At 36.2% G+C, this 14,718-nt stretch carries 16 protein-coding genes and 1 pseudogene; 16 read left to right on the forward strand and 1 reads right to left on the reverse strand.

What is annotated here, in order from left to right:
* Positions 1–4: 4 nt before the first annotated feature.
* Together ACQVV1_RS10655 and ACQVV1_RS10660 are read left to right on the forward strand one after the other, a co-directional pair.
* A complete protein-coding gene (locus ACQVV1_RS10655) occupies positions 5–493 on the forward strand; it encodes a YxiF family protein (protein ID WP_431168851.1) in 489 nt (162 codons plus the stop codon).
* Positions 494–656: 163 nt separating this feature from the next.
* A complete protein-coding gene (locus ACQVV1_RS10660; protein WP_000952063.1) occupies positions 657–914 on the forward strand; it encodes a hypothetical protein in 258 nt (85 codons plus the stop codon).
* A 44-nt stretch (positions 915–958) separates the two neighbouring features.
* Here ACQVV1_RS10660 and ACQVV1_RS10665 read toward each other — a convergent pair.
* Positions 959–1,075: pseudogene (locus tag ACQVV1_RS10665) on the reverse strand (N-acetylmuramoyl-L-alanine amidase C-terminal domain-containing protein); the annotation flags it as partial.
* Between the two features lie 366 nt (positions 1,076–1,441).
* Between ACQVV1_RS10665 and ACQVV1_RS10670 the strand changes: the two are divergent.
* The 14 genes from ACQVV1_RS10670 (at position 1,442) to ACQVV1_RS10735 (ending at position 14,718) form a co-directional block, all read left to right on the forward strand.
* Positions 1,442–2,386, forward strand: coding sequence for a ring-cleaving dioxygenase (locus tag ACQVV1_RS10670; RefSeq protein ID WP_242255645.1), 945 nt, complete (start codon positions 1,442–1,444; stop codon positions 2,384–2,386).
* A gap of 43 nt (positions 2,387–2,429) precedes the next feature.
* Positions 2,430–3,407 carry a ring-cleaving dioxygenase gene (locus ACQVV1_RS10675; protein WP_431168852.1) on the forward strand — a complete coding sequence of 326 codons (978 nt, stop codon included), beginning with the start codon at positions 2,430–2,432 and terminating at the stop codon, positions 3,405–3,407.
* 272 nt (positions 3,408–3,679) lie between these two features.
* On the forward strand, positions 3,680–4,552 hold the full coding sequence (locus ACQVV1_RS10680; RefSeq protein WP_431168905.1) for an alpha/beta fold hydrolase: 873 nt from the start codon (positions 3,680–3,682) through the stop codon (positions 4,550–4,552).
* A gap of 77 nt (positions 4,553–4,629) precedes the next feature.
* Positions 4,630–4,830, forward strand: a complete 201-nt coding sequence (locus ACQVV1_RS10685; protein ID WP_000449229.1) for a sporulation YhaL family protein — start codon at positions 4,630–4,632, stop codon at positions 4,828–4,830.
* 161 nt (positions 4,831–4,991) lie between these two features.
* Positions 4,992–5,843: a DUF2935 domain-containing protein gene (locus ACQVV1_RS10690; protein ID WP_000554487.1), complete on the forward strand. Its 852-nt coding sequence runs from the start codon at positions 4,992–4,994 to the stop codon at positions 5,841–5,843.
* Between the two features lie 348 nt (positions 5,844–6,191).
* Positions 6,192–6,641 (forward strand): helix-turn-helix domain-containing protein, encoded by a 450-nt coding sequence (locus tag ACQVV1_RS10695; RefSeq protein WP_242255642.1) that lies wholly within the window; start codon positions 6,192–6,194, stop codon positions 6,639–6,641.
* Between the two features lie 97 nt (positions 6,642–6,738).
* Positions 6,739–7,299 (forward strand): glycerol uptake operon antiterminator GlpP, encoded by a 561-nt coding sequence (gene glpP / locus ACQVV1_RS10700; RefSeq protein WP_060629825.1) that lies wholly within the window; start codon positions 6,739–6,741, stop codon positions 7,297–7,299.
* A gap of 228 nt (positions 7,300–7,527) precedes the next feature.
* Positions 7,528–8,349 carry a glycerol uptake facilitator protein GlpF gene (gene glpF / locus ACQVV1_RS10705; RefSeq protein WP_242255640.1) on the forward strand — a complete coding sequence of 274 codons (822 nt, stop codon included), beginning with the start codon at positions 7,528–7,530 and terminating at the stop codon, positions 8,347–8,349.
* A 13-nt stretch (positions 8,350–8,362) separates the two neighbouring features.
* The gene (glpK, locus tag ACQVV1_RS10710) at positions 8,363–9,853 is read left to right on the forward strand and encodes a glycerol kinase GlpK (protein ID WP_242255638.1); all 1,491 of its coding nucleotides are present in this window, start codon (positions 8,363–8,365) and stop codon (positions 9,851–9,853) included.
* A 133-nt stretch (positions 9,854–9,986) separates the two neighbouring features.
* Complete coding sequence (gene glpD / locus ACQVV1_RS10715) at positions 9,987–11,669, forward strand: aerobic glycerol-3-phosphate dehydrogenase (RefSeq protein WP_063222410.1); 1,683 nt, start codon at positions 9,987–9,989, stop codon at positions 11,667–11,669.
* Positions 11,670–11,827: 158 nt separating this feature from the next.
* Positions 11,828–12,238, forward strand: coding sequence for a DUF2283 domain-containing protein (locus ACQVV1_RS10720; protein WP_242255636.1), 411 nt, complete (start codon positions 11,828–11,830; stop codon positions 12,236–12,238).
* Positions 12,239–12,517: 279 nt separating this feature from the next.
* Complete coding sequence (locus tag ACQVV1_RS10725; protein ID WP_242255634.1) at positions 12,518–13,051, forward strand: sigma-70 family RNA polymerase sigma factor; 534 nt, start codon at positions 12,518–12,520, stop codon at positions 13,049–13,051.
* Positions 13,052–13,055: 4 nt separating this feature from the next.
* Complete coding sequence (locus tag ACQVV1_RS10730) at positions 13,056–13,463, forward strand: PadR family transcriptional regulator (protein WP_242255632.1); 408 nt, start codon at positions 13,056–13,058, stop codon at positions 13,461–13,463.
* 7 nt (positions 13,464–13,470) lie between these two features.
* Entirely contained in the window at positions 13,471–14,718 is a 1,248-nt protein-coding gene (locus tag ACQVV1_RS10735) for an FtsW/RodA/SpoVE family cell cycle protein (RefSeq protein WP_431168853.1), read from the forward strand.

Consider the following 14,718-nt stretch of genomic DNA (forward strand, 5'->3'; position numbering starts at 1 on the left):
AAGTTTGAGTAATTTAAATAAAAGTCGCATGGAGATTCTTAAAAGAAAAGCTCGAAGAAAAGAACTTATAAATGAACTATCTAGTCTTGTTACTGTTTCTGAAGAATCATTTATGGATGCCGAAACAAATGATTTATTTTGTAAAGGATTATTTAGTAAGCTAGAAAAAGTTTCAGACAAAAAGAAAATTGGTGATACCAATTATAAAGAAAATAGAAAGCTCTCAATAGAGCTATTAAGTGAACTTATTAATAGCATTAATTTCCCAGTTAACCAAGGGAGATTATTTTTCTTTACAGAATATGACCTTGAAGCAGTTGAACTGAATATTGATGAAATATTTGATAATTTAGAGGATTTATCAATCAAATCAGGTTTTTTAATTGGCAATGGAGATTTTGTATTAGTTGGTGATGATTTAGATTTCGGCTTATGTATTGAGAGAACGGAATATTACTATGAATTCAGTATGTGGGGATTAGCGAAAATTTAAAGTATGACAATAAACAAAACCACCTTTTTAATAAGTGGTTTTGTCTACTATTTCACATATAAAGTGGCTTCATTTTCCACAACTTCAACCTAGAAATCAGGAAATCATTTTCCTCGGACAACGCCAAACATGAAATTCAATATAAATAAAGGGGGCCTTATTTATGGCAATATGTTTATTAATGACTAAAGAATTTGAGAATGAAGAGATAGTTGTTTATCAATACTATCCTTCTGAATCACCCGCTAAAATAGGTAAGATGCACTATAATAAAAAGGAACGAATGTTTTATGACATAGAGCAAGCTCCAGTGGATTCATTAAATATGAGAGAACATTATTTTAATTGTGCGTGTATTAGGATTGTGCGATGTCTTAGAAAGAACGAGGAATTTCCAGATAGCATGGCATATCAAGCATAATGAAACGAACATAAAAGAAGCCGCTCAACAGGACAGCTCTTATTTTACTTAACCTCATACCACCAATATCTACGATCAAGGCATTCTTTTATTCCATTAAGTTGCCCATTAGGTGTTTCGTAGGGGGAGCAAGCTCCTGATTTGATGATGTTTGGTTTTGTTGATGGCGTTGCAACTTTAATCTAGATTGAAGGTTCTTTTCTCCACTCATGTTTTTAAAATTTACTAAACCATTCTCCAGTCCAAAATGTTATGCAATAAAAAAATGTCTCGAATTTGAGATATTTCTCTTGCTTTTTAATCACTTGAGGTGTAAAGTGATAGTAACGAAAGCGATTGAGTCATATGGAAAACATACACTCAGTTGCTTTCGATAAAAAACAAAGTAAGTTATGCAGTAAAAACTAAGATGAATTTACAAAAATATAATTAAGAATAAATTGAAACGTTAAAAACCATATTAGTTGTGGAAAATGTCATTTTTTTAGTTATCACTTGACTAGTAAAACGAAACGGAGGAATAAACAATGTATGAAATTAAAGGGCATCATCACATTTCGATGGTTACGAAAAATGCAAATGAAAATAATCACTTTTATAAAAATGTACTTGGTTTACGTCGCGTGAAAATGACAGTGAACCAAGATGATCCATCAATGTATCACTTATTTTATGGAGATAAAACAGGAAGTCCAGGTACGGAATTATCGTTTTTCGAAATTCCTTTAGTAGGAAAAACGTACCGCGGTACGAATGCAATTACTCGAATTGGATTACTAGTTCCTTCAGAGGATAGCTTGCATTACTGGAAAGAGCGATTTGAGAAATTTGATGTGAAACATAGTGAAATAACAATATATGCAAATCGTCCTGCTTTACAATTTGAGGATGCTGAAGGTCTTCGCTTAGTACTACTCGTTTCAAACGGAGAAAAAGTGGAGCACTGGGAAACTTGGGAGAAATCAGAAGTCCCTGCAAAACATCAAATTCAAGGAATGGGTTCTGTGGAAATGACAGTTCGTAGACTTGATAAAATGGCGAGTACACTTACAGAGATGTTTGGTTATACAGAGGTTAGCCGCAGTGAAGATGAAGCAATTTTTCAGTCCATTAAAGGAGAGGCTTTTGGAGAAATCGTTGTGAAATATTTAGAGGGTCCTACTGAAAAGCCGGGCCGCGGTAGCATTCACCATTTAGCAATTCGCGTGAAAAATGATGCAGAGCTTGCTTATTGGGAAGAACAGGTGATACAAAGAGGTTTCCAATCTTCAGGAATCATTGACCGTTTCTATTTTAAAAGCTTATATTTCCGCGAATCAAACGGAATCCTATTTGAAATTGCAACAGATGGACCAGGATTTACAGTTGATGGAGATGTGGAACATTTAGGAGAAAAACTTGATTTACCACCGTTCTTAGAAGATCAGCGTGCAGAGATTGAAGCGAATTTAGCACCTATTGAAGAGAAGTAATAGAAGAGAAAATATAATTTTAAAACCATTGGAGGAATATAAAATGAACCAATTAAAAGGAATTCACCACGTTACAGCGATTACAAGTAGTGCAGAAAAGAACTATGAGTTTTTCACTCACGTTTTAGGAATGCGTTTAGTTAAAAAAACAGTAAACCAAGATGACATTCAAACGTATCATTTATTCTTTGCAGATGATAAAGGTAGTGCAGGAACAGATATGACATTCTTTGACTTCCCAGGTATTCCAAAAGGAGTACACGGTACAAATGAAATTTCAAAAACGTCATTCCGAGTGCCAACTGATGCAGCGTTAGCATATTGGGTGAAACGCTTTGACCGTCTGGAAGTAGAACATACAGGCATTAAAGGGCAATTTGGTAAGAAAACTCTATCTTTCGTTGATTTCGATGATCAACACTATCAATTAATTTCTGATGAATTAGATAAAGGAATCGAATCAGGTACACCATGGCAAAACGGTCCAGTTCCATTAGAATATGCAATTACTGGTTTAGGACCTGTATTCATCCGTATTGCAAACTTTAGTTTCTTCAAAGAAGTATTAGAAAAAGTTCTATTATTTAAAGAGGTTGCGCAAGAAGGAGAATTCTATTTATTTGAAGTGAACAAAGGTGGAAACGGTGCATCTGTTATTGTAGAACATAATACGGTTCTTCCAGAAGCACGACAAGGTTTTGGTACGGTTCACCATGCTGCATTCCGCGTAGAAGATCGCGCTGTATTAGAAGAATGGATTGAGAGAATCAGTAGCGTAGGGCTTCCTTCATCTGGCTATGTAGACCGTCACTTCTTCGAGTCATTATACGCAAGAGTTGCACCACAAATCTTATTTGAATTTGCAACAGATGGCCCAGGATTTATGGGAGATGAGCCATACGAAACACTTGGCGAAAAATTATCTTTACCTCCATTCCTAGAGCCAAAACGTGAAGAAATCGAAAAATTAGTTCGTCCAATTGATACAGTGAGAAGTACGAAAGAATTTATTAAAGAGTAAAAATAGAGATAGTAAGTAGGAGAGCAAGTAGTTTTAGCTGACAGCTGAAATTGCTTGCTTTTTTTATTTTCGCTTTATAAGTATATTGAATAAAATAATTGACTTACTTTTTATATGTAACTATAATAGTTACAAAGCAACCTTTAATAATGGTAGTGAGTAATATTTTTTTAGTATAATTGTAACTGGTATGGTTACAATTAAAATTAATCATAAAATAACCAAAAAATGTAAAAACTTTAAATAGCAATTTGAGAAAGGAGACGGGAATGTTGAAACGGTTTAAGTTTTATATGATTAGCGGTATTGTGCTCGTTTTGTTAATTGTTTGTAACTTCGTTGATAAGCCGATTGCGAAGGTTGGAGAAGTGAAAGATACTGTTATGATGAAGATAAATACGAAAGAGAGTATGGCGCAGATTGACGGACAGACAATTTATTTTAAGCAAATTGGTGAGGGAAAACCACCTTTACTTATGCTTCATGGGTTTGGTGGTTCATCTGATGGATTTAGTGATATTTATCCGGAACTGGTGAAGGATCACACGATTATAGCGGTTGATATTTTAGGATTTGGGCGTTCATCTAAGCCGGTTGATTTTCAGTATTCGTTTCCTGCGCAAGTGAATTTATATTATAAGTTAATGAAGAAGCTCGGATACGATCAGTTTGCGGTGCTCGGTCATTCAATGGGCGGAGAGATGTCCCTTAATTTAGCGTATTTATATCCGGACGCAGTGACGCATCTCGTTTTAGCAGATTCTACAGGAATTGAGTCTTTCCAGCAAAAAGAAAGTTATGAAGTGCCGCCGCTATCGACAGACTTACAAACGGTAACAGAGATTACGGACTATAATAAAAATGCAGTGAAAAATAGCCGCGATGATAAAGAGCATTATGATCAGCTTACGAAAATGAGAGAGCGCCGCATTGCGATGGAAGCCGATAAAATTAAGGTGCCGACTTTAATTATATGGGGACGACACGATAAGAGCGTTTCCTGGAAAAATGGTGAACTGTATCACCAGCTATTTGCAAATAGTACGTTCCATATTATTGAAAAAGGATATCATGCGCCGTTTCGCCAGGAACCAATTGAGTTTATGGAGTATGTACAAGCGTTCTTCGCGAAGAATCCACTATAAAATTTTAAGCATAAATGCACTTCTTTCCTCATACAGTGAAACTAATAAGGCTTGTCTAAGGAAAGGAATGAAGTTGAGTGGAAACTTTACCATGGTGGGTGTATCTTGTAATCGTTGGGATCGTATTAAGTGGCTACATGGTTTTATATACTTCAAAAAAAGAGCAAGAGATGGATAATGAGTTTATTGAAAAAGAAGGCGAAGTTTATATGAAGCGCTTAGAAGAAGAGCGAGAGAAACGTAATCAGGATAGTGATAAAGATTCTGTATTGCTTTAATAGAAATTTTGAAATGCTACCATCTAGTAGAACTTTACATATAGGTGGTAGCATTTTTTCTTTATACGAAATTCATCATGAACTTTTATTGATGGTATTTATATATTTTTTTCCTCATAAGAATGGAACTAGCGGGGTATTTTACTGGGGGGGGATTAACAATGCATAGGGATGAAACTTCATTACATCCGGATACAGGTGTTACATCTGTAATGTTTGTTGAGCGTTCATTAAATGAAATTCGTTTTTGGTCTAGAATCATGAAGGAGCATTCTCTTTTTCTTCGCTTGGGATTTAGATGCGAGGATACGCAACTAATCGAAGAGGCGAATCAATTTTATCGATTGTTTGAACATATCGAACAAATAGCGCATTCCTATACAAATGAAACAGATCCTGAGCAAATCAAAAGATTTAATGCAGAAGTACAACAAGCCGCAACTAATATTTGGGGATTTAAACGAAAAATTTTAGGCTTGATTCTCACATGTAAATTGCCAGGACAAAATAACTTTCCACTGTTAGTTGACCATACAAGTAGGGAAGCTGATTATTTTAGAAAACGTTTAATGGAATTAAATGAAGGAAAATTAGATGCCCTTCCTGATGCTATTATTAAAGAAAATGTTTTCTTTTTGAGGATTATGGCAGACCATGCTAAATTTATTGGTCATCTTCTTGATCCATCAGAAAGAAAGCTTGTAGATACAGCACGGAATTTTAGCAATGATTTTGATGCATTAATGTATCAAGCAATTGACTTAGAATCTATGAAACCACAATCCCAAACAGTCCCTCTTTTAGATCAATTTTTAGATCAAAATCGTGTGTCGGTTGCATCTCTTCGGGATTTTAAGAAAACAGCACGTGACTTAATTGAGCAGTGTAAAATAAAGAGTATCATCCACCCATTATTGGCAGACCACGTTTTCCGTGAAGCGGATAGATTCCTTGAAATCATTGATATGTATGATGTTCATCTTACAAATATTCAATCACAACCTAGATATTAGAAGATAAGGAAAGATACTATTTTGCTTTCAGCTGACAAGTTAACAATGTATTGTTAGCTTCTTTTTTTTTGATGAAAAGGTTTGAAAATGAAACTTTACGTTATTCTTTCTGGAGAATGATAAGAAAGGATAGCGTATTTTTTATGCCTCATTTAGTCTTTATTAGTATTAATTCTTTGTATTATTGTTCGGGAAATTATTATAGAAGAAAAATATATGGAATTGACACAATACATAGCGCGATTACAACCTGTAACGCACAAGTTGCACAGGCTATGCAACGACAACTTGCTTTACTCTTCATCATGTATTTGTCCATACTAGGCGTAGAGAGGTGATAAACACAGTATGATTTTTAGTGAACGCTTAAAACAAGAACGAGAGAAACGGAATTGGTCGCAAAGTGATTTGGCTGAAAAAATTCATGTAAGTAGGCAGTCTGTTTCGAAATGGGAGACGGGAAAGAACTATCCGAGCATTGAAATTATTATTCATTTAAGCGATCTGTTCGGTATTACGATTGATGAGTTGCTAAGGAGTGATGAAGAGTTGACACAAAAAGTTATTGAAGATAGTAAGCAGTTGGCGTATCCAAAATGGACGGTGTTTTTTGATAGCTTATTTATGATGGGCGTATTTTTGTTTATTACAAAAATCGTTGTGTGGATGTTAAATAAGTTTGCAGGAGCGAGCATTACAATTATAGCGGATGCACCGTATATAATGAATTTTTTACCGCTCTTATTAATGGTTATAGGTGGTATGGGATCTGATAAGTTGAAGAAAATATATAGGTAAGAGAAAGTTTTGAAAGAAATCCCCGACACTAGCTGTTCTTTTTACTTAAATTGTGTACTATAAAGGATAGGATGACATAAAGAAGGGGACATATAGAATGGAATTTCATGAACAAAAGATTTTGCCGGCAGTGAGGCAAATTAAAGATTTGGAGAAGTTACTACATAGTTCGTATGAATATATCGTTATTTTAGATATTCATGTCGGTCAATTGAAGAGTGTTATATCACTTGCGAAGCAATATTGTAAAAAGGTGTTTTTACATGTGGATTTAATTCATGGTTTGCAGAGTGATGGGCATGCGACGGAGTATTTATGCCAGGAATTTAGACCATACGGGTTACTTTCGACAAAGGCGAGCGTAATTATGAAGGCGAAGCAAAAAGGTGTTGTGGCAATTCAGCGTATCTTTTTAATCGATTCGAGTGCAATGGAGAAGAGTTGCAATCTTTTAGAAAAGACGAAGCCAGATTATATAGAGGTGCTTCCAGGGGCAATGACGGACATTATCGCTGAAGTGAAAGAGCGTACTGGTGTACCGATTTTGGCGGGTGGTTTTATTCGTACAGTTGATGATGTGGAGAAAGCGTTAAATGCTGGTGCGACAGCAATTACGACATCAAAACGCGAACTATGGAAACATTACCAAAAAAAGTGACGAAAATGTGAAAAAATTCTGTTGACACCGCTTTCATGAGAGGTTAACATTATAGACAAGTTAATAAACGTGACGGAGAAAAGTAGAGATCCACATTTCATTGTTTCTATATAAACTTATATAGAAGCGTGCAAAGCTGTGGGTCTTTTTCTTTTGACAAAAACGAATGGCCATTCATTTTACCTCTATCACATTTGGAAGCGTTTAAATTGATTGTGGAGGGATACTATGTCAGCATTTTTAGGAGAGTTAGTAGGGACTGCGTTGTTAATCTTACTTGGTGGCGGCGTTTGTGCTGGTGTAAGTTTAAAGAAGTCGTTTGCGAAAGATTCTGGTTGGATTGTTATTACGATGGGCTGGGGCTTAGCAGTAGCGGTTGCAGCGTATGCGGTTGGATCAATTAGTGGGGCACATTTGAATCCGGCTTTAACGATAGGATTAGCATTTAAGGGAGCGTTCCCATGGAGTGACGTACCAGGTTATATCGCAGCACAAATGATTGGGGCAATTATCGGGGCAGTTCTTGTATATTTACATTACTTACCACACTGGAAAGAAACAGAAGATGCAGGAACAAAATTAGGTGTATTTGCAACAGGTCCAGCAATTCCGAATACATTTGCAAACCTTTTAAGTGAAATGATTGGAACATTCGTTTTAGTATTTGGTATATTAGCAATTGGTGCAAATAAATTTGCAGATGGATTAAATCCATTTATCGTAGGTTTCTTAATTGTAAGTATTGGTTTATCATTAGGTGGAACGACAGGATACGCAATCAACCCAGCACGTGATTTAGGTCCGCGTATCGCACACTTCTTCCTTCCGATTGCAGGAAAAGGCGGTTCAAACTGGAAGTATGCATGGATTCCAGTAGTAGGTCCGATTTTAGGTGGATCACTTGCAGGATTATTCCATCAAGTTGTATTTGAAGGAAAACAAAACGTAGCACTTATTTATGTGATTATTGTAACTGTGATTGTACTAGCAATCTCTTATATGACAAGCAAAAAAAGTGGAAGCAATACAAATAGTAGAAAAGTAGCATAAGGGGGAAACCGATATGAAAAAATATATTCTTTCATTAGACCAAGGAACAACTAGCTCACGCGCAATTCTTTTCAATAAAAAAGGTGAAATTGTTCATTCAGCTCAAAAAGAATTTACACAACATTTTCCAAAGCCAGGTTGGGTAGAGCATAACGCACAAGAAATTTGGGGATCTATTTTAGCAGTTATCGCAACTTGCTTAAGCGAAGCAGATGTAAAACCAGAACAAATCGCTGGTATCGGTATTACGAACCAACGTGAAACAACGGTTGTATGGGATAAAACAACTAGTAAACCAATTTATAACGCAATCGTATGGCAATCTCGCCAAACAGCTGAAATTTGTGATGAGTTAAAAGAAAAAGGTTATAGCGAAATGGTTCGCGAAAAAACAGGTCTTTTAATCGACGCATACTTCTCTGGTACGAAAGTGAAATGGATTTTAGATAACGTTGAAGGTGCAAGAGAGAAAGCAGAAAACGGCGATCTATTATTCGGAACAATTGATTCGTGGCTTGTATGGAAACTATCTGGTGGTAAAGCGCACGTAACGGATTACTCAAATGCATCACGTACATTAATGTTTAACATCCACGACTTACAGTGGGATGATGAGCTTCTAGATATGTTAACAGTACCAAAGAGCATGCTTCCAGAAGTACGTCCATCATCTGAAATATATGCTGAAACAATTGACTATCACTTCTTTGGTCAAAACGTACCGATTGCCGGTGTAGCTGGTGACCAACAAGCGGCATTATTTGGACAAGCTTGTTTCGGTGAAGGTATGGCGAAAAATACTTACGGAACTGGTTGCTTCATGTTAATGAACACTGGTGAAAAAGCAGTAGCTTCTGAGCATGGTCTATTAACAACAATTGCATGGGGAATAGATGGTAAAGTAAACTACGCATTAGAAGGAAGTATTTTCGTAGCAGGTTCTGCAATTCAGTGGTTACGTGACGGAATGCGCATGTTTAAAGATGCAAGTGAGAGTGAAGTGTATGCTTCTCGCGTTGAATCAACTGAAGGTGTATACGTTGTACCAGCATTCGTTGGATTAGGAACACCTTACTGGGATAGTGAAGTACGTGGCGCTATGTTTGGTGTAACGCGCGGTACGACGAAAGAGCATTTCATCCGTGCAACACTAGAATCTTTAGCTTACCAAACAAAAGATGTATTATGCGCAATGGAAGCAGATTCAGGTATTGAACTAAAAACATTACGCGTTGATGGCGGAGCGGTTAAAAATAACTTCTTAATGAAGTTCCAAAGTGATATTTTAGACGTTCCTGTAGAGCGTCCAGTGATCAACGAAACGACAGCTTTAGGTGCAGCATACTTAGCTGGTCTTGCGGTTGGGTATTGGAAAAACCAAGATGAAATTAAATCGCAGTGGCATATGGACAAACGTTTTGAACCAACGATGGAAGCGGAAACAAGCGAAGAGCTATATGCTGGATGGAAAAAAGCAATTGAAGCAACAAAAGCTTTCAAATAATCATAAACAGTGTTATAATGGTGACAAGTTAATAATTCGGTAGGAGATTTGGAGAGACCACAACGCGCTATAGAGGCGAAATCTATAGCGGAGTTTGTGGTCTCTTTTTTCGTTATCAAAGGGAGGAATTACCATGAAATTTTCAAGTAAACAACGTAAAGACGTATTAAACGGAGTAAATAAACAAGAGTTAGATGTGATCGTAATTGGTGGAGGTATTACTGGTTCTGGTATTGCATTAGATGGAGCAACACGCGGGTTATCAACAATTGTGTTTGAAATGCAGGACTTTGCAGCAGGTACATCAAGTCGTTCAACGAAGCTTGTACACGGTGGTCTACGTTATTTAAAACAACTTGAAGTGAAAATGGTAGCAGAGGTGGGGAAAGAGCGTGCGATCGTATATGAGAACGGTCCCCATGTAACAACACCAGAGTGGATGTTACTTCCATTCCATACAGGCGGTACGTTCGGATCATTTAGTACATCAATTGGTCTTCGTGTATACGACTTCTTAGCAGGTGTAAAACGAAGCGAGCGCAGAAAGATGTTTAACCGTGAAGAAACATTAAACAAAGAGCCTCTTGTGAAAAAAGAAGGATTAAAAGGCGGCGGTTATTACGTAGAATATCGTACAGACGATGCGCGTCTTACAATTGAAGTAATGAAAGAAGCAATTGAGCATGGTGCGAAAGCTGTTAACTACGCAAAAGTAGACAGTTTCTTATATAAAGATGGAAAAGTATGCGGTGTACGTGTAATCGATTTACTAGACGGTGAAGTGTACGAAGTTTACGGTAAGAAAATTGTAAACGCAGCTGGTCCTTGGGTAGATACACTTCGTGAGAAAGATAACTCGAAAAAAGGAAAAGTACTTCAGTTATCAAAAGGTGTTCACTTAGTAATTGACCAAAAACGTTTCCCATTAGGTCAAGCAATTTACTTCGATACACCAGATAAACGTATGGTGTTCGCGATTCCTCGCGGCGGAAAAACTTACGTAGGTACAACAGATACGTTCTATGATAAAGATGCAGCTGTACCACACATGACAACAGAAGATCGCACATATATCATTAACGCGATTAACTACATGTTCCCAAGTGTGAAAATTACAGAAAAAGATGTTGAATCAAGCTGGGCTGGTGTACGTCCGTTAATTTACGAAGAAGGTAAAAATGCATCTGAAATTTCTCGTAAAGATGAAATTTGGACTTCTGAATCTGGTTTAATTACAATCGCAGGTGGTAAATTAACAGGATACCGCAAAATGGCTGAAATGGTAGTAGACTATGTAACGAACTTACTACAAAAAGAAGGTCATAGTGCATATCCGAAGAGTGACACGAAACATATGCCAATCTCTGGTGGACATGTAAGTGGTTCACACGGATTCCCAGCATTCGTTGCGAAAAAAGCAGACGAAGGTACGAAATCTGGTTTAACGAAAGCGCAAGCAGAAGAGTTCGCGAAATTCTACGGCTCTAACGTTGATGTACTATTCGACTTAGCGAAAAAACATAAAGACGAAGCGAAAGAATACAACATGCCGCTAGACGTTCTAATCCCACTTGTATATGCAATGGATTACGAAATGACAGCAAAACCAGTTGACTTCTTCGTACGCCGTAGAGGCGCTGTATTCTTCAACATCCACTGGGTATATGAGTGGAAAGAAGCAGTAATCAACTACATGGCTACGAAACTAGGCTGGAGCAAAGAAGAGCAAATGAAATACACAGCTGAATTAGAAAAAGCATTAACAGATGCTGTCATTCCTGTAGATCAACAAGAGCAGGCAGCTGCGTTAGCGTAAAATAGAAAACCACCTGAAGGGGAACCTTTAGGTGGTTTTTTGTACGTTATTTATAGAATTTTAAATACTATACTTGTATTTTATAACCAAAAAACCTAATATTTAGTTTATAGAGATAAGTGTAATACAATAAATAAGATACCGATATGAGGTGTATCATGAAAAAATTAATTACTTATGATTCTGAAATTCAGATGGCATATTTGTATGTAATTCCATTCACTTCAGAAATTGAGATTGAATCGACTGAAGAATTGGAAGAAAATCCAAAACTAAATGTAGATATAGATCAATTTGATCGCATAGTGGGGATTGAGTTTTTTGGAGACAATGCTAGTAAATTAAAAGAATTAACAAATAAGAGTAAAATATATAAAAAGAAAACGTCAAGTGATAATACATACATATACTCATTTAGACTTTCTCAAGATACTCATTTGCAAAAAGTGTTATTTCATAATATCGTATTTTATTTTTCGGATAAGAAGTATGAAGAATTTATCGGTTTTGATATTATGAAGCCCTCTTTGTATGGCCATGAAATATTAGATTCTTTAAGTGAGCGTTAGGAAGAAGGAGGACTCGATTAAATGGGTTCTCTTTTTCATTTAGCGGTCTTTAGAGCTGAGGAGAATCTTGACTATAAAAATCCTTATTGCAAGATGAAAGAGCGCCTTGGGAGGAAGACGCTCTTTAGGTGAATGTATTGTGACGACTATTCGGTTTATTATATGTAATTTGCTGAGGAAGTGTTTTATAAAAAAGTTATTGTCAGCCGTATTTTTTTATGAATTTATAAAACTTTTCCATACAATGCGTCGTCTAATATATGGGAAGGAGGAAATGATGTGGATGAATTAACGATAGAAGCGTTTGAAATAGAAGATAAGGAGGACCTTATCGACGAAATAATGAACAAGTGTGGACAAGAAATCCTACAGCTTGTGTATTCATATGTGAATAATAAAGAGGTTGCGGAGGATTTAACGCAAGATATATTTGTGAAATGCTATAAATCTCTTCATACATATAAAGGGAATTCGAACTTAAAGACATGGTTATGGAGAATTACGATTAATCATTGTAAGAACTATTTAAAAAGTTGGTATAACAAAAAAGTTATCGTTACAGAGGATGACTTTACGTATATGGAGAGTCAAAAAGAAAGTGTGGAACAAACAGTTATTCAAAATGCTGAGGATAGTAGGCTTGCCTCTGCAGTAATGAGTTTACCGATAAAATATCGTGAAGTGATTTATCTATTTTATTATGAAGAGTTATCAATTAAAGAGATTGCTGCGGTAATAGAAGTGAAGGAAAACACAATAAAAACAAGGCTGAAAAAAGCAAAGGAACTTTTGAAGGAAGGATTGGAGGAATAATCAAATGGAAGATCGATTAAAAGGCTTGCGAAAATCAATGGAGAACACAACTTTTAAACATTTGAGTTTTTCTGATCAACATCGAAAGCGGGTGCGCGAAAAAATCAATCAATCGTCCGAAAAGGAAGAAGATATTCTTTTAGCAGTGTTGCAACTTCTTATGAATGAAAAAACAGGTTATGAATTAATGCAGTTACTGCGTGGGAGAGGGATTCAAAAATTCGAAGGTGATGAAGGTTCCCTATACACTGTATTACATCGTCTAGAACAAAATCGCTTTATCCAATCTAGCTGGGATCACGTGGGAGCTAAATATTATCAATTAAATGATAAAGGAAACAAAATGTTGCGAAAAGCAGAGAAGAATGCTACGAAAGTACGATTTATATTAAAAGGCTTAGTGCAGGAGTGAGAAAAAATTGAACAAAAAAGGGGAGCGTTTTTTAAAAGAAGTTACGAACCATATTAAATCAAAAGAAGCGAAGGACTTGGTGGCAACGGAACTAGACTTTCACTTGAAACAGGCGAAGAATATGTGGATGGATAAAGGGTTAAGTGAGAAAGTTGCGGAAGATAAGGCTGTTGAGCAAATGGGAAGTCCGATTAAACTTGGCGAAGAACTTAACAAACTGTATAAGCCAAAGGTTGATTGGTTCCTTATTATTTTATTAGTGGCTGCGATGGGGCTAGGATTTTTGCCGGTTATAACTTTTGGACATGCTGACTTATTCATGAATAAGGTGATATTTGTTATTCTCGGTGTTGTAACAGCTGTTGGGATTATGCTACTTGATTATCGGAAGTTAGAGAGACTCGGGTGGCTGTTTTATACAATCGGTGTACTTATCTTGTTAATGATAAAATGTTTTCCGACTGGTTACGTGATTGGGGAAGCAATAATAAAAATTGGTCCCATCACAATTGACTGTCTAATGGCGATACCATTCTTCTTTCTAGCTTGGGCTTCTTTTTTCAATAATGGTAGGTTAAAGTTTATGCATCTTCTCATGTTGTACGTATTTTCTTTATATCTATTTTCAACTACATCAATTCTTTTACCAATTTTCATCTATATTACGATGGTATTCGTTATGCTTTGGTGGAGTAAGCTAGGAAAGAAAACGGCATGGCTCATTACGATTTTACCAATTTTACCCTTTGTTATTAGGGATCTATTTTCTTGGTCTGCTGTAAAAGAATACCGTATGGCCAGAATTTTAGGATTTTTAAATTCAGAGCATGATCAATGGTATTTACGTTTAAAAGAGGCAATGTCATCGGCAGGTTGGTTTGGTACATATGGAAATATAAAGTCTATCCATGCTACCCATACTGATTTTGTATTTGCAAGTTTGACTTATTATTATGGATATGTGCTGGCGCTAATTCTTGTCTTAATTCTTTCTCTTTTTGTAGTAAGAATAATGAACATAGCTTATAAAATAAATGATGGTTATGGTAAATTGCTTCTCGTTGGTGGAGTAACTCTTTTTGTATTCCATTTTATTTATAACGTTGGCATGACCTTAGGATTATTACCACGTGCTTCTATATCATTACCTTTTATTAGCTACGGATTGATACCAACTCTGTTTCATGCATTTATAATGGGGATTGTGCTGAGTGTATATCGACGTAAAGATATTCCAGCGAGAAAATCAGCTTAA

Source organism: Bacillus basilensis (genome assembly GCF_050630465.1).
Taxonomy (GTDB): domain Bacteria; phylum Bacillota; class Bacilli; order Bacillales; family Bacillaceae_G; genus Bacillus_A; species Bacillus_A basilensis.

Excerpts from the sequence above, each read along its gene's own strand:
- ACQVV1_RS10660 (WP_000952063.1), top strand. The coding sequence starts at position 657 with ATGGCAATATGTTTATTAATGACTAAAGAATTTGAGAATGAAGAGATA.
- ACQVV1_RS10670 (WP_242255645.1), top strand. The coding sequence starts at position 1,442 with ATGTATGAAATTAAAGGGCATCATCACATTTCGATGGTTACGAAAAAT.
- ACQVV1_RS10675 (WP_431168852.1), top strand. The coding sequence starts at position 2,430 with ATGAACCAATTAAAAGGAATTCACCACGTTACAGCGATTACAAGTAGT.
- ACQVV1_RS10690 (WP_000554487.1), top strand. The coding sequence starts at position 4,992 with ATGCATAGGGATGAAACTTCATTACATCCGGATACAGGTGTTACATCT.
- ACQVV1_RS10695 (WP_242255642.1), top strand. The coding sequence starts at position 6,192 with ATGATTTTTAGTGAACGCTTAAAACAAGAACGAGAGAAACGGAATTGG.
- glpP (WP_060629825.1), top strand. The coding sequence starts at position 6,739 with ATGGAATTTCATGAACAAAAGATTTTGCCGGCAGTGAGGCAAATTAAA.
- glpF (WP_242255640.1), top strand. The coding sequence starts at position 7,528 with ATGTCAGCATTTTTAGGAGAGTTAGTAGGGACTGCGTTGTTAATCTTA.
- glpK (WP_242255638.1), top strand. The coding sequence starts at position 8,363 with ATGAAAAAATATATTCTTTCATTAGACCAAGGAACAACTAGCTCACGC.
- glpD (WP_063222410.1), top strand. The coding sequence starts at position 9,987 with ATGAAATTTTCAAGTAAACAACGTAAAGACGTATTAAACGGAGTAAAT.
- ACQVV1_RS10720 (WP_242255636.1), top strand. The coding sequence starts at position 11,828 with ATGAAAAAATTAATTACTTATGATTCTGAAATTCAGATGGCATATTTG.
- ACQVV1_RS10730 (WP_242255632.1), top strand. The coding sequence starts at position 13,056 with ATGGAAGATCGATTAAAAGGCTTGCGAAAATCAATGGAGAACACAACT.